General features: G+C 65.3%; 20 protein-coding genes. 8 read left to right on the top strand and 12 right to left on the bottom strand.

Annotated elements, in window-relative coordinates:
• Positions 1 to 3 precede the first annotated feature (3 nt).
• Positions 4 to 462, bottom strand: a complete 459-nt coding sequence (locus tag GGD65_RS37430) for a hypothetical protein (protein WP_018323322.1) — start codon at positions 460 to 462, stop codon at positions 4 to 6.
• A gap of 687 nt (positions 463 to 1,149) precedes the next feature.
• Complete coding sequence (locus GGD65_RS37425) at positions 1,150 to 2,442, bottom strand: flavin-dependent oxidoreductase (RefSeq protein ID WP_183238439.1); 1,293 nt, start codon at positions 2,440 to 2,442, stop codon at positions 1,150 to 1,152.
• Between the two features lie 126 nt (positions 2,443 to 2,568).
• Between GGD65_RS37425 and GGD65_RS37420 the strand changes: the two genes are divergently transcribed.
• Complete coding sequence (locus GGD65_RS37420) at positions 2,569 to 3,189, top strand: glutathione S-transferase family protein (protein WP_183231166.1); 621 nt, start codon at positions 2,569 to 2,571, stop codon at positions 3,187 to 3,189.
• A 107-nt stretch (positions 3,190 to 3,296) separates the two neighbouring features.
• Here GGD65_RS37420 and GGD65_RS37415 read toward each other — a convergent pair whose 3' ends face one another.
• Positions 3,297 to 4,214, bottom strand: coding sequence for a LysR family transcriptional regulator (locus GGD65_RS37415; protein WP_018323327.1), 918 nt, complete (start codon positions 4,212 to 4,214; stop codon positions 3,297 to 3,299).
• A gap of 91 nt (positions 4,215 to 4,305) precedes the next feature.
• On the opposite strand from GGD65_RS37415, the gene GGD65_RS37410 reads away from it, so the two are divergent.
• From GGD65_RS37410 to GGD65_RS37400, 3 genes are all read left to right on the top strand, one after another.
• A complete protein-coding gene (locus tag GGD65_RS37410; RefSeq protein WP_183238438.1) occupies positions 4,306 to 4,749 on the top strand; it encodes a nuclear transport factor 2 family protein in 444 nt (147 codons plus the stop codon).
• An 11-nt stretch (positions 4,750 to 4,760) separates the two neighbouring features.
• Positions 4,761 to 4,970, top strand: a complete 210-nt coding sequence (locus GGD65_RS37405; protein ID WP_246783541.1) for a DUF1127 domain-containing protein — start codon at positions 4,761 to 4,763, stop codon at positions 4,968 to 4,970.
• Between the two features lie 331 nt (positions 4,971 to 5,301).
• Entirely contained in the window at positions 5,302 to 7,311 is a 2,010-nt protein-coding gene (locus tag GGD65_RS37400; protein ID WP_183238437.1) for a methyl-accepting chemotaxis protein, read from the top strand.
• A 58-nt stretch (positions 7,312 to 7,369) separates the two neighbouring features.
• Here GGD65_RS37400 and GGD65_RS37395 read toward each other — a convergent pair whose 3' ends face one another.
• The 3 genes from GGD65_RS37395 to GGD65_RS37385 form a co-directional block, all read right to left on the bottom strand.
• A complete protein-coding gene (locus GGD65_RS37395) occupies positions 7,370 to 8,056 on the bottom strand; it encodes a glutathione S-transferase family protein (RefSeq protein WP_183238436.1) in 687 nt (228 codons plus the stop codon).
• Between the two features lie 125 nt (positions 8,057 to 8,181).
• Positions 8,182 to 8,508: a hypothetical protein gene (locus tag GGD65_RS37390; protein ID WP_018323332.1), complete on the bottom strand. Its 327-nt coding sequence runs from the start codon at positions 8,506 to 8,508 to the stop codon at positions 8,182 to 8,184.
• Between the two features lie 209 nt (positions 8,509 to 8,717).
• Complete coding sequence (locus tag GGD65_RS37385) at positions 8,718 to 9,848, bottom strand: site-specific DNA-methyltransferase (RefSeq protein WP_091956066.1); 1,131 nt, start codon at positions 9,846 to 9,848, stop codon at positions 8,718 to 8,720.
• A 433-nt stretch (positions 9,849 to 10,281) separates the two neighbouring features.
• Here GGD65_RS37385 and GGD65_RS37380 point away from each other — a divergent pair, with 433 nt between their 5' ends.
• A complete protein-coding gene (locus tag GGD65_RS37380; RefSeq protein ID WP_018323334.1) occupies positions 10,282 to 11,211 on the top strand; it encodes a neutral zinc metallopeptidase in 930 nt (309 codons plus the stop codon).
• A gap of 215 nt (positions 11,212 to 11,426) precedes the next feature.
• Positions 11,427 to 11,990, top strand: coding sequence for a molybdenum cofactor biosynthesis protein B (gene moaB / locus GGD65_RS37375; RefSeq protein ID WP_092261518.1), 564 nt, complete (start codon positions 11,427 to 11,429; stop codon positions 11,988 to 11,990).
• Between the two features lie 181 nt (positions 11,991 to 12,171).
• On the opposite strand, the gene GGD65_RS37370 is transcribed toward moaB, so the two are convergent.
• Both GGD65_RS37370 and GGD65_RS37365 read right to left on the bottom strand, forming a co-directional pair.
• Positions 12,172 to 13,131, bottom strand: coding sequence for a helix-turn-helix domain-containing GNAT family N-acetyltransferase (locus tag GGD65_RS37370; protein WP_183238435.1), 960 nt, complete (start codon positions 13,129 to 13,131; stop codon positions 12,172 to 12,174).
• Positions 13,132 to 13,193: 62 nt separating this feature from the next.
• Positions 13,194 to 13,769, bottom strand: coding sequence for a glycosyl transferase (locus GGD65_RS37365; RefSeq protein ID WP_018323337.1), 576 nt, complete (start codon positions 13,767 to 13,769; stop codon positions 13,194 to 13,196).
• A gap of 325 nt (positions 13,770 to 14,094) precedes the next feature.
• On the opposite strand from GGD65_RS37365, the gene GGD65_RS37360 reads away from it, so the two are divergent.
• A complete protein-coding gene (locus GGD65_RS37360; RefSeq protein ID WP_183238434.1) occupies positions 14,095 to 14,934 on the top strand; it encodes an RMD1 family protein in 840 nt (279 codons plus the stop codon).
• On the opposite strand, the gene GGD65_RS37355 is transcribed toward GGD65_RS37360, so the two are convergent.
• From GGD65_RS37355 to GGD65_RS37340, 4 genes are all read right to left on the bottom strand, one after another.
• The gene (locus tag GGD65_RS37355) at positions 14,928 to 16,538 is read right to left on the bottom strand and encodes a PEP/pyruvate-binding domain-containing protein (RefSeq protein ID WP_183238433.1); all 1,611 of its coding nucleotides are present in this window, start codon (positions 16,536 to 16,538) and stop codon (positions 14,928 to 14,930) included. The two genes, GGD65_RS37360 and GGD65_RS37355, sit on opposite strands and share 7 nt — an antisense overlap.
• 10 nt (positions 16,539 to 16,548) lie before the next feature.
• Positions 16,549 to 18,477 (bottom strand): hypothetical protein, encoded by a 1,929-nt coding sequence (locus GGD65_RS37350; RefSeq protein ID WP_183238432.1) that lies wholly within the window; start codon positions 18,475 to 18,477, stop codon positions 16,549 to 16,551.
• A gap of 82 nt (positions 18,478 to 18,559) precedes the next feature.
• Positions 18,560 to 19,750, bottom strand: coding sequence for an acetate/propionate family kinase (locus GGD65_RS37345; RefSeq protein ID WP_183238431.1), 1,191 nt, complete (start codon positions 19,748 to 19,750; stop codon positions 18,560 to 18,562).
• A 2-nt stretch (positions 19,751 to 19,752) separates the two neighbouring features.
• On the bottom strand, positions 19,753 to 22,167 hold the full coding sequence (locus tag GGD65_RS37340; RefSeq protein ID WP_183238430.1) for a phosphoketolase: 2,415 nt from the start codon (positions 22,165 to 22,167) through the stop codon (positions 19,753 to 19,755).
• A gap of 210 nt (positions 22,168 to 22,377) precedes the next feature.
• On the opposite strand from GGD65_RS37340, the gene GGD65_RS37335 reads away from it, so the two are divergent.
• Entirely contained in the window at positions 22,378 to 23,544 is a 1,167-nt protein-coding gene (locus GGD65_RS37335; protein WP_183238429.1) for a PA0069 family radical SAM protein, read from the top strand.
• Positions 23,545 to 23,556: the final 12 nt, after the last annotated feature.

Here is a 23,556-nt window from a genome sequence, read left to right as displayed (position 1 = left end):
TCGTTACCGTCGGGGCCGTGTCGCGGAGTGCTGCGCGCAAGGCTTATACAGCGCCTGAAGTGCTTTGCCGCGCAGCAAGATGAGTTGCGGCCTCAACCCGCCGCGTGCCGCGATCCAACGCTGCACCGGCCCGGGATACATGGAGTATAGGTAATTGGTGGCGTCATGGTCGGTAATCGTCCTTCCCTTCCGACCGAAATCCCAAGCAGCGTGGAAGCCGAGAGCGGCCTTCGAGGTCACACAGATTTTGTCAGCGGCAACTGCACCGAGAACGATGGTGCACGATGAGGCACAGAGTCCATCGATGATGACGGTCTCTCCGGAAGTGCGCAGGCGCTCATATCTGTCAACATAGGCGTCGATTAGCCCGCCACGATCGCCGGCGATCCGTATCGCCGCATGACTTGCGTGCATTTCGGTCAGCAAGATAGCCGCCGCAAGCAACCCCGCCCGGAACTTCATGATCGCAGCCTCGGTTATTCGCGTCTATCGAATGGACAAATTTCTCTCGCATCCAAGGATTGGCTTAGATCGAAGCGCACCAGCGGGCGGTTGCGGCCGCTCATGGTCTTCAGCCTCGGCCTGAAAGCGCTGGACCAATTCGGGTCTTTGAAACAGACGGGCGTTGATCTAGGTCAATTGGACATGCAGGGCGCGCCAAATGATGGGGCAAGTGCCTGTCCCGTTGACGGCATCACCCTGCGGATAGAACCGGCACTCCAATGACGGGAGGACGCCCATGTTTCGATATGCTCTGGTTGGCTTGGCCGCAGCCGCTCTTGTCGGCGCAAGCCTTGTTCCCGATGACGCACTCGCCCGCGGCGGCCGCGGAGGAGGTGGCGCCTATCGGGGAGGGGGATTTCACGGAGGAGGCGCGCACTACAGAGGCGGTGCCGTTCACGCTGGTCGCTACGGCCGCGCTCACGTCTCCCGGCCGATAGCAGGGTACCCCGTAGCACGTACTGCGGCGCGTAGAGGCGTCTACCGGGGAGCCGCATACGGAGCCGCGGCAGTCGGAGTCGGAGCGGCGGCGGCAGGTGCATACGGCTACTACAACAACCGTTGCTACGATGCCTATGGCAATTGGGTGTGTTCCGGACAGTATGGATATTGATGGGCCGTGACGGACGCGGGGCGGTTGGACAACTCTTACCGCCCCGCCTTCAGGCGCTCGCGCTTCGCATCTCCCCTGACGATCGGCGGCTTCGCGTTCAGCGCCTCGACCTGGAAGCCCGCAACGCGCTTGTAGTTGGCGGCGATGTCTTCCAGTTCCTGCTGCGACAGCACGTCGGTGACGACCTCAAAGCCGTCGGGCGCGCGCTCCTCGACCAGTTGCATGACCTGCTCGGGGCCGTTCTTGCGGTTGAGCAGAACGAGGTCGGTGGTCGCGGGCCGGCGCTCGGCCTCATAGGCGAGCAGCGCCGCGGTCGTCGGTCCATGCGCGAGAATCTCGCGGGTGATGGTGCGGGCATCGAGGATGGCCTGCGAGGCGCCGTTCGAGCCGATCGGGTACATCGGATGCGCGGCATCGCCCATCAGCGTGACCTTGCCGAAGGTCCATTGCGAGACCGGATCGCGGTCCACCAGCGGATATTCATAGGCGTGCGGGCAGTTCTTGATCAGGCCAGGCACGTCGAGCCAGTCGAACTGCCAGCTCTCGAACCAGGGCAGAAACTCCTCCAGCCGCGCGGCGCGATTATAGTCCTCGCGCCGCCACTGATAGGTCGGCGGCATGTGGCGCTCGGCGACCCAGTTGATCAGATGGTTGTCCGCCGCGTCCGGCGTCTTGCTGATCGGATAGCAGACGAATTTCAGGATCTCGTGGCCGGCCATGATCATGGTGCGGCCGGTCAGGAAGGCCTTGGAAGGCGTGACGCCGCGCCAGAGGATGCGGCCGTTCCAGATCGGCGGGCCTTCATTGGGATAGAGCTTTTCGCGCGCGGCGGAATGAATGCCGTCGGCGGCGATCAGGATCGCGCCGTCGTAACTCCCGGCGGCCTTGCCGGTCGCCCGATCGATGAAGTCGGCGCGCACGCCGTCGGCCGTCTCGGCCCAGCCGGTCAGATGGTGGCTGGTGAGGATGTTGTCACGGCCGAGCCGCTCGATCGCGGTGTCGAGCAGGAGCTGTTGCAGCGTGCCGCGATGGATCGAGAATTGCGGCCATTTGTAGCCGGCCTCCAGCCCGCGCGGCTCGCTCCAGATCGGCTTGCCGTGCTTGGAGAAATAGGCGAGCTCGCGCGTCCGCACTCCGCTGGCGTCCAATCTGTCCATCAGCCCGAGCTCGATCAGCTCGCGCATCGCATGCGGCAGCACGTTGATGCCGACGCCGAGCGGCTTCAGTTCCGCGACGCTTTCGAAGACTTTTGCGGGAACGCCGATCTGGTGCAGGCTGAGCGCAAGCGTCAGCCCGCCGATGCCGCCACCGGCGATGAGTACGGTCATGACAAAATCCCCTCCGATTGACGGCGTCTTCGCACGGCCGGGCGGCCGTGGGCAACTGCGAAGAGGTCCCTATGGACGGGGCCGCGGAGGGCCGTTAACCTCGGGTTTTCCCCCATGAGGTCCGACATGCTCAAGCTCTACTACGCGACCGGCACCTGCGCGCTCGCCACCTACATCACCCTGGAGGAGGCCGGCGCCGACTACGCGGCTGAACGGCTGAGCTTCAAGGACAACCAGCAGAACAGCCCGGATTATCTCAAGATCAACCCGAAGGGCCGCGTGCCGGCGCTGGTGACCGATCGCGGCGTCCTCACCGAGACGCCGGCGATGCTGGCCTATCTCGCGCAGACCTTCCCCAAGGCAAAGCTCGCGCCGCTCGATGATCCCTTCGACTTCGCCCAGGTGCAGTCGTTCAACTCCTACCTCTGCTCGACCGTGCACATCAATCATGCCCACAAGATGCGCGGTCCGCGCTGGGCGACGCAGGAGAGCTCGTTCGCCGACATGAAGGCGATGGTCCCGAAGACCATGGGCGCCTGCTTCGCCCTGATCGAGCAGAAGATGTTTCGGGGGCCCTGGGTGATGGGCGATCAGTTCACGATCTGCGATCCCTATCTCTACACGCTCTCGACCTGGCTCGAAGGCGACAGCGTCGACATCAACGCGACGCCGAAGATCGCCGATCATTTCAAGCGCATGTCTGACCGCCCCGCCGTAGCAAAGGTGATGGCCGCGCAGAAGGCGTAAGAGCCCGGCTCTTGTAGGGTGGGCAAAGGCGCAAAGCGCCGTGCCCACGATCTTTTTCCGGCGGCGACATGTGGTGGGCACGCTCCGCTTTGCCCACCCTACGGGAGCTACCCGGCCTTCCGCTTCTCCAATTCCCGCCCCGTCTCCAGCATCAGCCGCCGCAGCCAGATCGAGCCGGGGTCCATCTGCGCGCGGGTCGGGTAGAACATGAACTGCTCGTCGATCCCGGGGTCGAGCGGCGGGGTCACCGCGACGAGGCCGAGCTGCTTCGACAGTGCTGCGATCAGCCGGCGTGGCACGAAGGCGACGAGATCGGTGCGGGCGGCGACGTGCAGCGCTTCGAGATAGCCTGACACGACCAGCGAGATGTGCCGCTCGATGCCCTTGGCCCTGAGCCAGGTGTCGATCAGATCCTCGTTGCTGCCTCGGATGATCACGCCGACATGGCGCGCGGCCAGGAACGTCTCGCGCCGCTTCAGCTTCGCGGCCAAGGGGTGGCCGCGCCGCACCGCCAGCGCGTCGCTGTCGACGTAGAGCAGCTGGCGGTGAAAGCCCTTGAAGGCGTTGCCGATCGAGATCACGAGGTCGATGGTGCGGGCGAACTCGGCGTGGAAGATCGCCGATCCCCGCCATGGCACGATGTCGATGCGGACGTTGGGCGCGGCCCGCGTCACCTTCTCCATCAGCGGCGGCATCAGCAGCTCGACTGCGAGATCCGGCATCATCAGGCGGAATTGCCGTTCGCTGCGTGCGGCATCGAAGTCATCGGGCACGAACAGGCCGCGCACCTGATCGAGCGCCTGCGCCAGCGGCGCGCGCAGGGCCTGCGCCCGCGGCGTCAGCTCCATCCGTGCACCGGTGCGCACCAGCAGCGGATCGCCGAGAATGTCGCGCAGGCGCTGCAGTGCGTGGCTGGCCGCCGGCTGCGACAAGCCCATTCGAAGCGCGGCGCGGCTGACACTGGCCTCGCGCAGCAGGGCGTCGAGCGCGGTCAGCAGGTTGAGGTCAAGCGAATTCAAATTCATCAAGCGAATAGATATCATATTCTCTATCGATTTGAAGAATTCTGATGCTGCGGCGATGGTCTCCGCGTTCCCACCAAACGGAGATGCCGCCATGAACGCGAGCGCCAACAAGAAACTGATGCAGGATATTTTCGCCGCCGCCGCCAATCCCGATCCGGCCGCGCGCGATCGCGCCCTGTTCGCCGCAAGCCTTGCCGAGGATGCCAGATGGGTCGTGACCGGCCAGTATTCCTGGTCGCGCACCTTCTCGGGCAAGGAGTCGATCCTCAACGATCTGCACGGCTATGTGCGCACCCGCCTGCGCGACCGCACGCGCACCGTCGCGCACCGCTTCATCTCCGACGGCGATGTGGTCGTCGTGGAGGCCAAGGGCGACAACGTCACGCCCGAAGGCGTGCGCTACGACAATGACTATTGCCTGGTGTTTCGTCTCGAGGACGGCAAGATCAAGGAGATCCGCGAGTACTGCGACTCGATCCTGACCGAGCGGGCGCTCGGTTCTTTTCCCCAAGGGGGCGTCAGAGCCGCGGGCTGACCGACTTGAGCATGATCTGGTCCGCCCGCCGGCGACGTCCGTCACCGTGGGCGATGGTCGCGTCGGTCTGGCAAAGACTGGCGGAGATCGTCCGTATCAGGCGCGAGCAGTCTTCGGCGCGCCGTCAGCTCGTCATGATGAGCGAGCGGGAGCTTCTGGACTGCGGGATGTCTCGTTCGGAGATTGAGTACGAACTGAAGAAGCCCTTCCGGCGGAATTGAAAATAGAGAGAGAACGGAGGGATTCAGGGCGGCAATTGCAGCAGGCCACCGCGTAGGCAGGCATGCATCCGGGCGCCCCATGCAGGTATCTATCTGCATGGGTCGCACGCCTTGCGCCAAGGGCGTAGCGCAACTGGCTATAAAATCAGCAGATATTGTGCGCGCCGCTTTGGTGCGCGCGAAAAATGGGAAGGTTCAATTAACGAGTGTCCCCCATTGTGTCGCGGTGCAGCGTGGGTCGCAAAGACGCGCGGCTGCCAGGGTGGTCGTGACGATTTTGCCGGACTTGTTCGGCCACTCGAAGTGAAATGCATCTGGGTGGACAGTGGGAATGCCAAAGTTTCGTTTGCGGATCAGGGGACGCCTGTACGCAGGCTTCATGGCCTTGGTGGCGGTCGGTCTCGCGATGGCGGTGGTTGCCGTCTGGAATTTGCGGGCGGTGCAGGATCAGGTCGCGAGACAATCCGCACTTTCGGACAGCACGGCGCGGGTTTTGGAAATATCGACCCATCTTCAGGCGATCCAGCGGGCCAATCTGCGTTACGTCTACGACGCCAACGAGCCCGCGATGAAAGAGGCGCAAGAGCGGGAAACCGCTGCGATCGAGCTGTTGCGGGTCGGCGCCAAGGGGACGCTCTCGGAGGATCGGCGAGCGCTCTACAACGGCCTCATCGACGACATTGCCAAGATGCGACGCTTGCGTGACAACCTCGGCGACGCCGTCAACGAGGCGAGAACGGGCAAGGCCACGTTGCTGCCGAGCGGCGAAGAGCTGGCCGTCAAGATGGGCAAGCTGGTCGATGCGGCGCGCGCAGCCGTCGACGAAGACACCGCGGCCCTCGTCGCCGACCTCGAATCCAGGATCCTCCTTGTTCGGGTCGCAAACTGGCGTTTCCTGGCCTTGCGCGACGCGCAGGGACCCGCGAATTTCAGGGCGAGCGTAGACCGGGCGGCGCAACGGCTCGCGGCTCTCGAAAAGAGCCCGCAGGCAGCGGAATTGCGATCCACGCTCGCGCCGGTGAAGACCTCGCTCGGCATCTACAAATCGGCGTTCGAGACGACGTCCGCCGCGATGCTTCAGGCCGACGAGATCTACCACAAGGACCTCGCGCCTCTCATCGTCGACAGCGTCGGCAGGCTCAAGGCCGCGGAAACGACCCTGAAGAAGGACTATCAGGACTCGCGTGCGACCGCCGAAGCCGTGATCGCCGGCACGACGACCGTTCAGGAGATCGCCGGCGGCCTCGCCATCCTGTTCGGCGGCATCGTCGCCTTCCTGATCGCCCGCAGCATCGTCGGTCCGCTGGCCTCGATGACGAGCGCAATGGGGCGGCTTGCCGGCGGCAATCTCGAGGTCGAGATTCCCGGGCGCGGCAAGGCCGACGAGATCGGCGACATGGCCAAGGCGATCCAGGTGTTCAAGGGCAACATGGTCGAGACCGAGCGCCTGCGCGCCGAGCAGACCGAGGTCGAGGCGCGGCAGGCCGAAAGCCGCAAGAAAGACATGGTCAGGCTCGCTGATCAGTTCGAGCAGGCGGTCGGCGAGATCGTGAACACCGTGTCGTCGGCATCGAACGAGCTCGAAGCCTCCGCCGGCACCTTGACCACGACCGCTTCGCGGGCCCAGGATTTGTCGACGGAGGTCGCCAGCGCCTCGCAGGAGGCCTCGGCCAATGTGCAGGCGGTTGCCTCGGCGACCGAGGAGCTGTCCTCCTCGGTGTCCGAGATTGCCCGCCAGGTGCAGGAATCCGCCCGCATCGCGGTCGAGGCCGTCGGTCAGGCGAGCAGGACCAATGACCGGGTCGGCGCGCTCTCCAAGGCCGCCGCGCGGATCGGCGACGTGGTCGAACTGATCAGCACCATCGCCGGCCAGACCAATCTGTTGGCGCTGAACGCCACCATCGAGGCGGCGCGCGCAGGTGAAGCCGGCCGCGGCTTTGCCGTCGTCGCCTCCGAGGTCAAGGCGCTCGCCGAGCAGACTGCGAGGGCCACCGGCGAGATCGCCCAGCAGGTGTCCGGCATCCAGGCCGCGACGGAGGAATCGGTCGGCTCCATCAGGGAGATCAGCGGCACGATCGAGCGGCTGTCGGAGATTTCGTCGACGGTCGCGGCCGCCGTGGAGCAGCAGGGCGCGGCGACGCAGGAGATTTCCCGCAACGTCCAGCAGGCGGCTCATGGCACGCAGAGGGTGTCGTCCAACATCGGCGACGTGCAGCGCGGCGCCTCCGAAACCGGGTCGGCCTCATCGCAGGTGCTGTCGGCAGCGCGCTCGCTGTCGGCCGACAGCAACCGCCTCAAGCTCGAAGTGGCCAAGTTCCTGAACTCGGTCCACGCCGCCTGAATCCCAAACACAAAAGGCCACGCGCATGCGCGTGGCCTCGAAGAGCGGCGCGGTGCGCTCAGGCGACCTTGGTCGCCAGGTGCTTGAACATGTTGGCGCGCGCCTCGTCGTCCATCTCGGCCTTGAAGGTGAACTTGTCCTTCAGAGCGATCGCACGCGCAGCCGCCGGGCGCGCCGAGATCTCGTCGACCAGCCGCTTCACATTCGGGTAGCGCGCAAAGGCGTCGTCGCCGAGCTTGAACGGCAGCATCCGCGCCCAGCCCCACAGCGCCATGTCGACGATCGAATAGCTGTCGCCGACCATGTAGCTGCGCCCTTTGAGGTGAGCGTCGAGAATCTTGTAGTGGCGGTCGGTCTCGTACTGGTAGCGGTTATGGGCGTAGTCGTGGTTCTGGTCCTTCGGCGCAAAATGCTTGAAGTGCACGGCCTGCCCCGAATACGGCCCGACGCCGGTGGCGATGAACATCAACCATGACAGCGTCTCGCCGCGCACGCTCGCGGCGGGCAGGAACTTGCCGGTCTTCTCGGCGAGATAAAGCAGGATGGCGTTGCTGTCGAACACGATGGTGCCGCCATCGTCGATCGCCGGGACCTTGGCATTCGGATTGATCTTGAGGAATTCCGGCGTGAACTGCTCGCCCTTGCGGGTGTCGACCTTCACCGGCTCGAAGGGCAGGCCGGACTCTTCGAGATAGAGCGCAACTTTGGTCGGGTTCGGCGATCCGTTGAAATAGAATTTGAGCATCGATCTCCCCAATGGTTGTTGCAAGGCGCGAACGCAGCGTCATGGCCGCGCCGCCTGTCTTGCCTGAACCCGTTGCGGGAGGGCAACCGGCGAGTTTGCCGGGCGGTATCTGCGCGCCACGCAGATCAGCCGGCGTAACAAAGGCCGATTGCCGCCGTAATGACCATCGCGGCGCCGACCGCTTCCAGCCGCAGCCCGAGCCGCGTGGCCAGATGCATGTCGGAGGCCCGCGCCGCGCGCTCCGATCCGCGCGCATAGCCGTGAACGATGACGTCGTGATTGAAATTGTCGTGAGCCTCGTTGCTGCTGGCGAGCCCGACGCAGATCACGAGCACGCCGAACAGCGCGAGGCCGAAGAATCCCAGCAGGGCGATCAGGAACATCGGAAACATGCCGAGCAGGAAGATCGGCAGCAGCGGCACCAACAGCAATGTCTCGGACTGTCGTCGCATGGGGCCCACCGGTCAGGACGGGAGCTGACCGGGCAAATCTAGTCCCGACTGCCGCCCCATTCAAGGCGCCGCAGGGTGGGCAAAGGCGCGTTTGCGCCGTGCCCACGTCTTCGCGTCAATTGGGAAGGACGTGGGCACGCTTCCGCCGTCGCTCTTCGAGCTATGGCGGACAAGTCGCTTTGCCCACCCTACAAGATCGTGGGAAGCGGCTACTCCGCCGCCATGCCGGCGCGGATTTCGGCGCGCAGCTCGTCGATCAGCTTGAGACCCTTCTTGGTCTCGACGTGCCAGAAGGTCCAGCCGTTGCAGGCCTGCGCGCCCTGCGCCACCGCGCCGATGCGGTGGATCGAGCCGACCTTGTCGCCGAACATGATGGCGCCGTCGGCACGCACCAATGCGCCGAGCTTCTTCTTGGCGTCGAACAGCTTCGTGCCGGGCATGATCATGCCGCGCTCGATCAGCTCGGAGAATGCGACCCGCGGTGCTTCGCGCGCAGTCATGAACGGGGCGAGGCTCTCCTCCGGCAGCGGCTCGACCTTGGCGATGCGGGCTTCCGCAGCCTTTGCATAGGTCTTGTCGCGCTCGAAGCCGATATAGGAGCGGCCGAGGCGTTTTGCGACCGCGCCGGTGGTGCCGGTGCCGTTGAAGGGATCGATCACGAGATCGCCGGGCTTGGATGAGGACAGCAGCACGCGTGCGAGCAGGCCTTCCGGCTTCTGCGTCGGATGCACTTTCTTCCCGTCGGCGCCCTTGAGGCGCTCCTCGCCGGTGCAGAGCGGGATCAGCCAGTCGGAACGTGCCTGCACGTCCTCGTTCGCGGCCTTCAGCACCTCGTAATTGAACGTGTAGCCCTTGGCCTTTTCGTCGCGCGCGGCCCAGATCATGGTCTCGTGCGCATTGGTGAAGCGGCGACCGCGGAAATTCGGCATCGGGTTCGACTTGCGCCAGACGATGTCGTTCAGGAGCCAGAAGCCGAGGTCCTGCATGATCGCGCCGACGCGGAAGATGTTGTGATAGGAGCCGATCACCCAGATCGTCGCCGACGGCTTCATCGCGCGGCGCGCGGCAAGCAGCCAGGCGCGGGTGAAATCGTCATAGGCGGAGAACGAATCAAACTTGTCCCAGTCGTCGTCGACGGCGTCGACATGGGATTCGTCGGGGCGCTTGAGATCGCCCTTGAGCTGGAGATTGTAGGGCGGATCGGCGAACACGAGATCGACCGAACCAGCCTGAAGCTTCGACATCTCGGCGACGCAATCACCGAGAATGATGCGATGCGAGGCGGACTCAAAGTTTGTGCGGGGCGCCCTTGCAGACGCCCCGCGACGCGACTCTACCATGACTCAAGAACTCTGACTCAGGCGACGCTGTCGGCGACGCGGGACCAAACAACCGACTGACCGTTACATTGAAGCGGCAAAGTAAAAATCGACTTAACCCGCCGCTTTCGTGAGCAGTCCCCGCACCGCGTCCGGCGCGCTGGTCGTCGTGCGCATTCGTCGTGTTTTACAGTGTATTTCGCAATTCTTCGCGTTGCGGGAGCAGCCCCGGCGCCAAAAAAGCCCTAAATTTCTCTCGGAAAAAATTGCTCGACCCTCGGAAAAAATTGCTGGCATCGCCATGTTGCCGCACTAGGCAATTTTTGCCGGCCACGATATTGATAAAGGCAAGGGAAATTTTACGTGTGTGGCGCGTTGAGCTTTCGCGCTCCTGCGCGCCGACGAAACTGAATCAGGGGTCCCGGGAATCGGGGGCTCCAAAGGGAAGGCCGCCATGCGTTACGATGACTTCCGCCGCAGCGACGACATCGAGGATCGTCGCGACGAGGGTGGCGGCGGTGGAGGCGGTGGGTTCGGCCTGCCGATGGGCGGCGGCGGGCTCGGCATCGGCACCATCATCGTGCTCGGCCTGGTCGGCTATGCCTTCGGCATCGATCCGCGCATCCTGATCGGCGGTGCCGAGATTCTCACCGGCGGCGGCCAGGCGCCGAGCTATCAGACCGATCGCCAGGCCTCGTCAGGCAAGCGCGGGGCGCCGACGGACGAGATGGGAAGCATGATCTCCGGCATTCTCGGCGAGATCGACGATCGCTGGAGCGAAATCTTCCAGGCCTCCGGCCAGTCCTACACTGGTCCGAAGGTCGTGCTGTTCCGCAACGTCACCAATGGTGGCCGCTGCGGCCGGGCAGAGTCGGCGATGGGGCCGTTCTATTGTCCGCCGGATCGCACCATCTTCCTCGACACCTCGTTCTTCCGCGAGGTCGAGACGCGCTTCCGCGGCTGCTCCGGCAAGTCCGCCTGCAATTTCACCACCGCCTACATCATCGCCCATGAAGCCGGCCATCACATCCAGAACCTGCTCGGCATCATTCCGCGCGTGACGCGGCTGCAGCAGCAGGCGGGCTCGAAGGCGGAGGCCAACGCGCTCCAGGTGAAGGTCGAATTGCAGGCCGATTGCCTGTCCGGCGTCTGGGTCAATCGCGAGGCGAAGAAGCGTCCGAACTTCCTCGAGCCCGGCGACATCGACGCCGCGCTGACCACGGCGAGCGCGATCGGCGACGACACGCTGCAGCGCCAGGCCACGGGACGCGTCGTGCCCGATTCCTTCACCCACGGCTCGGCCGCGCAGCGCAAGCAGTGGTTCATGACCGGCTATCAGCAGGGCACGGTCCAGGCTTGCAACACGTTCGGCGGCGGGCAGTAGTTGCCACAACCGTCCGTGCCCCGGGCGCAGCGTGAATTATGATGCGCCATTGCGCATCATGGGATTCAGAAGTAGTGGCGTCATCCTGAGGTGCTGGTCTCTTCGGCGAGCCCTGAGGAGGACGAGGCCCCGGCCCATCCTTCGAGGCTCGCCGCTTGCACCGCAGGCTGAGCGCCGCAGGATGACGGCGGCGATTGGGGAAATAGGAGCGAGCAATGGCTTCCATCGACGAAGCAAAACAATTCATCCCGCTCGACATCGCGGTGCTCACCGTGTCCGACACCCGTGCGCTCGCGGATGACAAGTCCGGCCAGACGCTCGCCGACCGCCTTGCCGCAGCGGGCCATCGCCTCGCCGCCCGCGAGATCGTCACCGACGATGTCGAGGCGATCCGCGCCGTCGTTCGCCGCTGGATCGCGGATGCCGGCATCGACGTCGTCATCACCACCGGCGGCACCGGCTTCACCGGGCGCGACGTCACGCCGGAGGCGATCGAGCCGCTGTTCGAAAAGCGCATGGACGGTTTCTCGATCGCGTTCCACCTGCTGAGCCACGCCAAGATCGGGACGTCGACGATCCAGAGCCGCGCCACCGCCGGCGTCGCGGGTGCGACCTACATCTTCTGCCTGCCAGGCTCCCCCGGCGCCTGCCGCGACGGCTGGGACGGCATCCTTGCCGCTCAGCTCGACTACCGCACGCGGCCCTGCAATTTCGTCGAGATCATGCCGCGGCTGGACGAGCATCTGCGCCGGCCGAAGGCGCAAGGCGCCACGGTGTGATTGCTTTCTCCCTTCTCCCCTTGTGAGAGAAGGTGGCGCGAAGCGCCGGATGAGGGGTCTCTATCCGCACGGAATACGCTGAGACATACCCCTCACCCAAGTGAGCCTGTGTCTGCCGGCGTCGCTGCCCTCTCCCACAAGGGGCGAGGGCACATTCATGCGCATCGCGCTCGTCGCAAAATCAGAGATCCCGCTCCCAGGTCTCGCCGACCAGATCGGCACCGAAGCTATGGTGCTTCTCTTCCTTCACGAGCTTGAAGCCCGCACTTTGATAGATGCCGCGTGCGGCAACCAGGATGCTTTGCGTCCACAGCGTCATCCTGCTGTAGCCGCGCTCGCGTGCACCCTGGATGCATTGCTCGACCAGCGCGCGGCCGACACCGAGCCCGCGCGCTTTCTTCTCCACCTGCAACAGGCGCAGCTTGGCGATCTCGTCGGTGGCCTTGACCAGGAAGATCGAGCCGACCGGCTCGCCGCCCACTTCCGCGATCCAGCAGTGCTCGCGCGCGGCATCGTAGTTCTTGATGAACTGTGCGCAGATCTCGGCGACCAGCGCTTCGTAGCTGATGTCCCAGTTGTAGTCCGCGGCATAGGCGGCGGCCTGCTTGGAGATGACCCAGCCCATGTCACCGACGCGATGGCTGCGCAGCATGAAGGCCGCAGGCTGGGTTCGACGTTGCTCCAGCACGGCCTCGATGGTCGCCATGGCCTGCGTGAGCCGCGCTGCATCGCTGGCCGAAAGCTGGGCCAGCATTGCGGCGACCTCGTTTTGCGAGCTCAGGTTCAGCTTGGCGTAGGTCTGGCGGCCCTTGGCCGTGAGGCTGAGCTGGTATTGCCGGCGATCGGCGGGCAGGGGCCTTCGCGTGATCAGCCCCTTTTCGTCGAAGCTTTGCACGATGCGGCTGAGATAGCCGGGGTCGAGGCCAAGCTCGTTCCCGATCTCCTTTGCCGCCAGCTCGTCGCGATGCGCGAGTTCGTAGAGCACCCGGGCCTCGCTGAGCGAGAACGGGCTCTTCCCAAGATGCTGGTCGAGCACACCGAGCTTGCGGGTATAGAAGCGGTTGAAGGCGCGGACCGCCGCGATGCGATCGTCAGCGACCTGTTCGATCGCAAGGGCTGATGGGGAAGAGCTTGATGGCATGGGGCACCTCGATACTTGCCATTGTCAATTAATTATTTGACTTTGGCAAGTATGTGGTGACTTCAGCCGACCATGACGATTCGGCTGCGCAGCATGGTCCGGGACGAGCGGCCGAGCCGGCGCAGCAGCCGTGCCTCGGAACGGCGGGCCTGCGGCGGGTAGCCGCCGATCCGGTCGTAATGATCACGCGCAATCAAAAGGCCCTGATCGCCGAGCGGGCCGATCACCCTGCGCACCACGGCCCGGAGGACGTCGCGCAATCCGGTATCGACGTAAGGCGAGCGCGCATAGCGGAACACGGCAGCACGGTCCCGTCCGCTGGTCGCGACGGCCTGGATGAACTGGGTGGTTTCCTCGATCCAGCCGGTTTCGAGCACGGCGCCTGCGGGCAGGAACATCAGCCACGGCGAGCGGGCCTGGAGCGCGCCGGCCGCGAGCGCGGCGCCTTGCGAAGATCCCTCGAAGCCGACGAAACGGCAGCCTGCGACGTCGGCAACCCGCTCGATGACGCCGTTGCGGGTGCCGTCGACCAGAAGCACCTCGCGGATGACGCCGGCGGCGGCCCCGGGGACCAGCGCGGCCAGAGTCGCCACCGCGGTCTGCTCGACGCCTTCGGTCGGAATGATGACGCTCAGCATGATTGAGGCTTCAATGTCTGCACTTCGGGAGAAGCGTAGCTTGTTATGATGTTGTCATAAACACGTGGCGTTGCCGAGTGCAACTTTCCGGCCGCGCCTCGGCGTGCGATGGTAAACTGCAGCCAGTCCTCGCAGCCAAATGTGTCACGCGCGGGTTGGCGATGTTGCCGAATGTTTCGGCACAAGCGCGTCCCGGGGGTATTAACCCGGAGTTTTACGGCGACATTGCGCGGCGCGCGGGTAGCCGGCTCCTGCAGGGAGGGTGCGCCCTGCAAGAAAGGTTCGAACGGGAAATGTGTGACTTTGGTGCCGGTGGAGGCTTCCTGTGAACGCCGATCAACTCGCTGTTGGCACGGCGTCAACGTCGCCGAAGCCGGAGGCTGCGCCGACCTTGCGGATCCGCGCGCTGATGCTGGGCGACCGCATCAATGCCGCCGGTCTCGAGATCGGCACGCTGGTCTCGTCGACGCCCGCCGCCTTCCGTGTCCATGCCGGCCTTGCCGTGATCTTCCGTTACGGCGTCGTGGTGCTGATCGGGCTGCTCCCGTCCGAGGAGAAAGTGCTGATCGACAGCCTGAAGCCGCGGGTGATCGGCGAGCTCAGCCCATATGAGGAAGAGATCGCGCAGGCGCAGCTCTGCAAGGATGAAAGCACTGAAGCGATCCAGCCGGGCGGGCCGATCTGCCTCGCAAAGTTCTCCGACGACCGGCTGCTGCTGGTTGCGGACGCGCTCGCCAAAAGCACGTCGCTGGCGCGCGACGAGCGCCGCGTCGCCGCGGTCTTCGATGTGATCGAGCCGTTTGCGCGGGAGCTCGCCGAGCACGGCCGCACGCCGCGCCGTCGCAAGGGCATCCTGCAACTGATCGGCAATGCACTGCTGGTGCAGCAGCGCGTCGCCGGGCGCGTCGCGATCGCCGAGAAGCCCGACGTGCTCTGGGAGAAGCCCGAGCTCGACCGGCTCTATTCCCGCCTCGAGGACGAGTACGAGCTGAAAGAACGCCTCGACACGCTCGAGCGCAAGCTCACCGCGGTGTCGGAGACCGCCAATGCGCTGACCGACATCATCGACACCCAGCGCTCGCTCCGCCTGGAGATCGCGGTCGTGGTGCTGATCGTGATCGAGGTCGCGATCGGATGTTTTCAGATCCTGACCGGCACTCACTGAGTCGCGTCGGCGCGTCTGTCATGTCGGCCAGATTGCGCCTGCCACGCGGCGATCTCGGCAAGCTCGGCTTCGGGCCGTGTCCGGATCGTCTCGCAACGTCCGAGATGGAGCTCTCCGGCATCGCCTTCGATCGTAATCCAATCGCCTTCGGCAAATGCGACATCGCCGAGCTCGGCCCGCCCCGCGACAGGATCGATCTTCAGCGCACGGCAACCGACCACGCAGGGTTTGCCCATCTGCCGCGCCACCAGGGCCGCATGTGAGGTGCGCGCCCCGACCGAGGTGACGATGCCGGCGGCCAGGGCGAAGCCTGCGACGTCGGCGGTGCTGGTGTCGGGACGCAGCAGGATGACCGGCTCGCCGGCGGCCGACAGGCGCTGAGCGCTTTCGGACGAGAACGCCGCCCGTCCGATACCGATGCCGCCGGAGGCGCCGATGCCGGTCGTTGCGGGTCTGCCGGGGGAAACCAGTCTGGTTTCGGTGAGCGAGGCGAGGTCGATCTCCGCAATCCGCCCCAATGCCTCGTCTTTCGAGATCAGGCCTTCATGCACGAGGTCGATCGCGATCCTGGCGGCGGCCCGCGGCGTACGCTTGGCCGCCCGGGTCTGGAGGATCCAGAGCTTGCCGTTCTCGACGGTGAACTCGACATCCTGGACGTCGGCGAACGCGCCCTCCAGTCGCTTCAGCACATCGCCAAGCTCCGATTCGAGTTTCGGCAGCTCGCGGGCGATCGCCTCGGCCGTATCAGGTGCGCGTCTTCCGGAAACGACGTCTTCACCCTGCGCATCGAGGACGAGGTCGATCATCGGGCGCCGCGCGCCCGTCGACGGATCGCGCGAGAATGCCACGCCCGCGCCGGAGGCGAGACCGCCATTGCCGAAGACCATCGCCTGCACGGTCACGGCGGTGCCCTCGAGCGCTTCGAGGTGCTGGAGACCTCGATAGGTCTGCGCACGCTCGCTCATCCAGGAGCGATAGACCGCCTGGGCTGTCGCCTCCAGCTGCGCGAAAGCATCCTCCAGCGAGCCGTCGGCGCGATCCTCGATCAGCGCCTGCTCGCGGCCGGCGAGCCGTTCCAGCGCTTCGCTGTCGAGCTCACGGTCGCTGCCGGCGTGCTCGGTTGCGACGAGCTCCGAGATGCGCGCGGCAAAAGCGGCCTGGTTGAGTTCGAGCACGGTTTCGCCAAAGCTCTCCAGGAAACGGCGCCGGCAATCCCATCCGAGCCGCGGACGGCCGGTCGCGCGGATCAGGCCGTGCACGGCATCGGACGTGCAGCCGACATTGAGAACGGTGTCGAGCATGCCCGGCATTGATCGTGCCGCGCCCGAACGCACCGACACCAGCAGCGGTTGCCTGCGGTCGCCGAAGCGCTTTCCCGTGGCGCTCTCCAGGAACGCGATGCCCTCCTTCAAGCCGTCGCGCAGGTGTCGCGCGGCGTGCGCATGGCCTGCAATGATGTCGGCGCAGAGCTTCACCGGGAGCACGAAGGCAGGCGGCACCGGCAGGCCCAGTGCCGCCATGCGGGCGAGGTTGGCGGCCTTGGCGCCGATTGCTTCGGCGGGCAGCAATTCGGCGGCTTCAGCGCCGATACGCGCGATATGCATGGTGACTTCCTCAAGCTGCGAGATCGATCATGATGTGACGGCGGAGCAGATGCCCGAACGCGGCGAAGCGGTCGGTGGCGCGTTCGACGGCGCGAGCGAGCTCGATCACCGACAGCGAGGTCGCGACGTCGAAGCCGCCGCAGAAGACCAGCGCGGTCGTCGTGCGTTCGCAACTGTCGGCGGCGTGTTCGGCGTCGATCAGGCGGGTCACGGCGGAGAGCGCATCCTCGGAATCGGCGCGCCGTCCTTCCGGCACGTCGATGGCAGCGGCGACGCCGCTCGCGGCCGCTTCGGTGGCGGTCTGTGCCACCGCGCAAAGCTCGGCCAGCGATGCCAGAAGGGATGGATCGGTCATTTCCGGCATCAGCGAGGCGATGAATGCGGCCTGCTCCAGCTCGTCGACGGCTTCCTCTGCGCGATCGATCAGTTGCCCGATCAGCGGGCGCGCATTGAGGCGGTCGACCTCGTTGCGGCTTTCGAGCGCGATCCGGTCGGCCTTCTGCTCGATCGCGCCGCAGCGCTGCGTCAGGAGTTTGCCGTCGGCAGGCTGACCGGTCCGCAACGCGGCGATATGGCGCGAGATCGCGGCGACGAGATCGTGGGCGAGGCCGATCTGACGCAGCACGGCTGCCAGCAGAGCCCCGTCGACGCGATCCAGGTGCCGCATCAGATCGGCCTCGATCTGGTCGCGCACCGTCCTGACCGAGCGGCCCGCAAGCAGCGCCTCGGTGGAGGCACGCAGCGACGCCTTGAGGAAATCGATTGCGGCGGTGCGGCCGAGCGCCTGGTCGAGCCGCTCGCCGAAACCGATCCGCGCGGGGGCGGCGTTCCGGACCGCGGAGCTGAGCAGATCGTTGCCGCCGAGCTCGAGAAAGCCGCGATGGCCGATCCGCTGGCGCGCAGCCCATTCCAGGGTGCGAGCCGCGTCCTCCTTGGCGACCCAGGTCCTCAGCAGCTTGCGCGCCTTGTTCCAGTCGATCAGAAAGACCAGTGCGGCGCCGATCGCGGTGAGGAATTCGTTGCGATCGGAGGCGTGTCCGGTCTCATACTGGCCGGTGACGAGATAGAACGAATTGTCGTCGCCGAGACCTGCGGCGGTGTGACGATCGAGCCCGCTCCAATTCGCCTCGAAATCGGCGAACAGCGAAATGAAGAATTTCGCGCGGGCCAGATGCACATCGGTGTAGGTGACGGTGACCGTGTTCTTCTTCACCGCGATCACGACGACATGGGCGTCCGTGGTGCCGATGTCGTTCTGGATCAGCAGCCGTCCGCCGACGCGCGTGGCCATGGTGTCGAGGCCGGGATGATTGAACTTGAGACCGCGCGTCGCATTCAGGCCCTTCATGAAAGCGGCGACGGCTGCCCGGTCCTCGCAATGCAGGCCGAAGACATGCGCGCCGTCGAGCGCTTCCTCCGAGCAGCTCGCCGCAAGCCTGTTGAGCTGCTTGTGCAGATCCATGACGAGGCGATGCAGGCTGTCGCCGCCACTGTCGGCCACGCCGGTCAGACGCGCGACATGGGACATCTCGATCTCGCCGGCGGCCTCGAGGAGGCCGGCTGCGCGGATGGCGTCGAACCGCGCCTGCGCTCTCTCGCCGTCGCTCGCTGCGCCGGCGCCGACGGCGCGGATCATGGTCGCTGCGTCGTCCGCAATCTCCTGCATCAGTTTAGCAAGGTCGGGGGCCGCGAGCCGGCCCTGTCCGATCAGATGGGCGCCGCCGATCAGCGTCGCGATCCCGGCGGGGGCGATGCCCGCAGTCTGGCTTTCGACGCCAAGGTCGCTGGCGGGCCGGCCCGGCTCCTGCGCATGCTGGGCCGCCGCCTGCAATGCGCTCATCCGCACCTTGATGCGGTCGTTGGCGGCGAGCCCTTCCGCCACCAGCGCGGGCAACAGGATGCCGTCTTGTCCGAGCTCTTCGATGATGTGGGTTTTCATGATCCGTCCGCCCGAGGGTTGATGCAGTCTCTATGCCGCGAAACCGCGGCGGCATCATTGCGGCAGATCATTCATAAAAACGTCACGTGGCGTGGCGGTCGCGGATCAGAGCAGCGCAATGGCGCGCGATCGTCAACTCTTCATCGGTCGGGATGACGAGGACGTCGACGGCGCTATCGCTGCTGCTGATGCGTTCGTGCGCGTCGTCATTCGCCGTCGCATCGATCCGCACGCCGAGCCAGCCGAGCCGCTCGCCGATCGCGCTGCGGATCTCCTTGGCGTGCTCGCCGATGCCGCCGGTGAAGACCAGGCAATCGAGGCCGCCAAGCGTGGTCGCCATCATCGCGACCTGCTGCGCCGCGCGGAAGGTGAAGAGATCGACCGCCTCCCGTGCGGCAATCTCGCCGCTCGCCAGCAGCGTGCGCATGTCCGCGGAGATGCCCGAGACGCCTACCAGGCCCGACTGGTGATAGAGCAGGTGCTGGATATCCTCGATCGACATCTTTTCGTGCTGTTGCAGATAGAGCAGCACGCCGGGATCGATCGTGCCGCAGCGTGTGCCCATCACCAGGCCGTCGAGCGGCGTCAGTCCCATGGTGGTGTCGACGCTGCGTCCGTGGTGTAACGCGCACAGGCTGGCGCCGTTGCCGAGATGCGCGATGACGCTGCGCTTGGCGACGAGCTCCGGCGCAATCTCGGCGAGGCGGCGCGCGACATATTCGAAGGAGAGGCCGTGAAATCCGTAGCGTCGCACGCCTCGTTCCTCATAGCGCCTCGGAATGGCGAAGCGGCTCGCCGGCGGCGCCAGGCCATGATGGAACGCCGTGTCGAAGCACGCGATCTGCGTCAGCGCTGGCCGGATCGCCGCGAGCGCGCGAATTGGCGCGAGGCACCGCGGCTGGTGCAGCGGCGCAAGCGGCGTCAATGCCTCCAGCTTCGCGACGACGTCGTCGGTCAGCGCGACCGGACCTGAATAGTCCGGCCCGCCATGAACGATGCGATGGCCGACGGCGCGCAGATGACGTTCGCCGAACCGGTCCTCGATGAAGGCGAGCACATCGGCGAACAGATGGCCGCCATCGGCGTCCGGCGCCTCTGTCCGCGTCTCGAACAGGTCTTCGCCGGCGGGGCTCTTCACCACCAGCCGGGGCTTTGCCTCGTGCTCGTCGAGCAGCCCCTTGCAGAGCAGGCTGGGTTCAACAGCAGAGATGTCGAACAGGCCGAACTTGATGCTCGACGATCCCGAGTTGAGGACGAGGACCGTGTCCGGCATGGCTAATCGCCGGCCTCAGTCGGGGTGTTGCCGCCGGAGCTGTTGGGCCAGACCCATCCCTGAACATCAGGCATGTCCTCGCCGTGCTCGCGCACATAACGCGAATGCTCGATCAGCTTGTCGCGGAATTGCTGCTTGGCCTGCGCGGCCCTAGCCGCCAGCCCGGGCACGCGTTCGATCGCCTCGATCGCGAGGTGGTAGCGGTCGAGCTCGTTGAGCACGACCATGTCGAAGGGCGTCGTCGTGGTGCCTTCCTCGGCAAAGCCGCGCACATGCAGGCCGGCATGGTTGGTGCGGTTATAGGTCAGGCGGTGGATCAGATAGGGGTAGCCGTGATAGGCGAAGATGACGGGCTTGTCCGTCGTGAACAGGCTGTCGAAGTCGCGGTCCGAAAGCCCATGAGGATGCTGATCCCTGGGTTGCAGCGTCATGAGGTCGACGACGTTGACGACGCGGATCTTCAGGTCCGGCAGCGCCTTGCGCAAGAGGTCGACAGCGGCGAGCGTCTCCAGCGTCGGCACGTCCCCGGCGCAGGCCATCACCACGTCGGGCTCACGGCCTGCATCCTCCGTCCCGGCCCATGTCCAGATGCCGATGCCGGCATCGCAATGCGTGGCTGCTTCCTGCATCGAGAGCCATTGCGGCGCCGGCTGCTTGCCGGCAACGATCACGTTGATGCGGTTATAGGTCCGCAGGCAATGGTCGGCGATCCACAGCAGCGCGTTGGCATCCGGCGGGAAGTAGATGCGAACGATATCGGCCTTCTTGTTGGCGACGAGATCGACGAAGCCGGGATCCTGATGGCTGAAGCCGTTATGGTCCTGCCGCCAGACATGCGAGGTCAGGAGATAATTGAGCGAGGCGATCGGGCGCCGCCATGGCAGATCGCGCGTGACCTTCAGCCATTTGGCGTGCTGGTTGAACATGGAATCCACGATGTGGATGAAGGCCTCGTAGCAGGAGAAGAAGCCGTGGCGTCCGGTGAGCAGATAGCCCTCGAGCCAGCCTTGGCAGAGATGCTCGCTCAAGACTTCCATGACGCGGCCGTCCTGCGCGAGGTGCACGTCGTAAGGCTCGATCGGCTCCATCCAGACCCGCTCGGTCTCCTCGAACACGGCGTCCAGCCGGTTTGACGCGGTCTCGTCCGGGCCCATGATGCGGAAATTGCGCTCCTTCGCGTTGAGGCGGATGACATCGCGCAGGAATTTGCCGAGCTCGCGCGTCGCTTCGGCTGCGACGCCGCCGGGCTGCGGCACCTCGATGGCGAAGCTGCGGAAGTCTGGCAGCTTCAGCTCCTTCTTGAGCAGGCCGCCATTGGCATGCGGGTTGGCGCCCATGCGGCGAATGCCTTCGGGCGCGAGCGCCTGAAGTTCTGGAATGAGCGCGCCGCTCTGGTCGAACAGCTTTTCGGGTTCGTAGCTGCGCATCCAGTTTTCGAGCACTTTGAGGTGCGCCGGGTTCTCGCGACAGCCCGCCACCGGCACCTGATGCGCGCGCCAAAAACCCTCGACCTTCTTGCCGTCGACCTCTTTCGGGCCGGTCCAGCCTTTCGGGCTGCGCAGCACGATCATCGGCCAGCGCGGCCGCTCGACTGCCTTGCGGCCGTCGCGGGCGTGCTGCTGGATCGAGCGGATGCTGGCGAGCGCAACGTCGAGCGCATCCGCCATGGCCTGATGCATCAATTTGGGATCGTCGCCCGCGACGAACAGCGGCTCGTGGCCGAACCCGCGGAACAGATCGCGGATCTCGCTGTCCCGCATCCGCCCGAGCACGGTCGGGTTGGCGATCTTGTAGCCGTTCAGATGCAGGATCGGCAGCACCGCGCCGTCATGCGCGGGGTTCAGGAACTTGTTAGAGTGCCAGGAGGCCGCGAGCGGGCCGGTTTCCGCTTCGCCGTCACCGACCACGCAAGCCACGATCAAGTCGGGATTGTCCAGCGCCGCACCGTAGGCGTGCACCAGCGCGTAGCCGAGCTCGCCGCCCTCGTGGATCGAGCCCGGCGTTTCCGGCGCCGCGTGGCTCGGAATGCCGCCGGGAAAGGAGAACTGCCTGAACAGCTTGCGCAATCCGTCCGTGTCGCGCGCGATGTCGGGATAGATCTCGCTGTAGCTGCCTTCCAGATAGGTGTTGGCGACCATGCCCGGCCCGCCATGGCCGGGACCGCAGACATAGAGCACGCTGACATCCAGCGCGCGGATGACGCGGTTGAGATGGGCGTAGATGAAGTTCAGGCCGGGCGTCGTGCCCCAATGACCGAGCAGACGCGGCTTGATGTGCTCGGCCTGCAAGGGCTCGCGCAGCAGCGGATTGTCGAGCAGGTAGATTTGCCCGACGGAGAGGTAGTTCGCGGCGCGCCAGTAGCGATCGAGGAGGTCGAGGTTGCTGCTTGCCGCGGCCGATTGTTGTTGATTTGTCATGTTCCTGCTGACCTTCACCCGGCGATCGTCACCAACATTGTTCCGCGACGATTGATCCCTGGCCGGCATCAAACGAAATCGTTGCGACGGGTGTGTTGCGTGAGGTCAAAGGACCGCGCCCGAAATTTGGGCGGCTACTGTGCATGGGGTTGTTTTCCCATTTTTTGTTTGTGTTCTTGATTTGTTCCTTTTGCGTGCTATCTTGGCTTCATGAGTCCAGCAGCATCCTCTCATGCTCTCAAACACCCGCCGGTCAAGGCGCCCTCCGAGCCGGCGGGTGTGGACTCTGACTTTCCAGAGCTTGGCGTCGCCATCGACCGCGCACGCAGGCGAGGGCGGGGGGCACAGTCGAATGCCAGCGGCCGCTATGAGGCCGAGGCGCGCGTCGCCTTCGACGACGGCTGGCAGAGCCTGGAAGAGCTGCCGCCGTTCAAGACCATTGTCGGGGTCGACACCTCGCGCAAGGTGATCACCCGCAACGATTCCCCCGATATCGGCTTCGACCGCTCGATCAATCCCTATCGCGGCTGCGAGCATGGCTGCGTCTACTGCTTCGCGCGGCCGACCCATGCCTATCTCGGCCTGTCGCCCGGGCTCGACTTCGAGTCAAAGCTGTTCGTCAAGCCCGAGGCGCCGGCGCTGCTGGAGAAAGAGCTCGCCGCGACTGGCTATGAGCCCCGGATGATCGCGATCGGCACCAACACCGATCCCTATCAGCCGATCGAGCGCGAGCGCAAAATCATGCGCGGCATCCTCGAGGTTCTCGAGGGTGCCGGCCATCCCGTCGGCATCGTCACCAAGTCGGCGCTGGTGGTGCGCGACATCGATATTCTCGCGCGGATGGCCAAGCGCAACCTCGCCAAGGTCGCGATCTCCGTCACCTCGCTCGATCCGAAGCTCGCGCGCACCATGGAGCCGCGCGCCTCGACGCCGCCGAAGCGGCTGGAGGCGCTGAAGCAGCTCTCGGACGCCGGCATTCCCACCACGGTGATGGTTGCGCCCGTGATCCCCGCGCTGAACGATTCCGAGATCGAGCGCATCCTCGATGCTGCCGCCCATGCCGGCGTCAAGGAAGCCTCCTATGTGCTGCTGCGGCTGCCGCTGGAGGTGCGCGATCTCTTCCGCGAATGGCTAATGGCGAACTATCCCGACCGCTATCGCCACGTCTTCACGCTGATCCGCGACATGCGCGGCGGCCGCGACTACGATGCGAAATGGGGCGAACGGATGAAGGGCACGGGACCAATGGCCTGGACCATCGGCCGCCGCTTCGAGATCGCCTGCGACAGGCTCGGCCTCAACAAACGGCGCTCCAAGCTGACGACCGATCACTTTGCGCGGCCGAAGCGGAACGGCGATCAGCTCAGCCTGTTCTGATCGGGGAAGTGG

The sequence above is a fragment of the Bradyrhizobium sp. CIR18 genome, from assembly GCF_014198295.1.
Lineage (GTDB): Bacteria > Pseudomonadota > Alphaproteobacteria > Rhizobiales > Xanthobacteraceae > Bradyrhizobium.
Note: the sequence above shows the minus strand (reverse complement) of the source record. Positions and strands in the feature narration are given on the sequence as shown.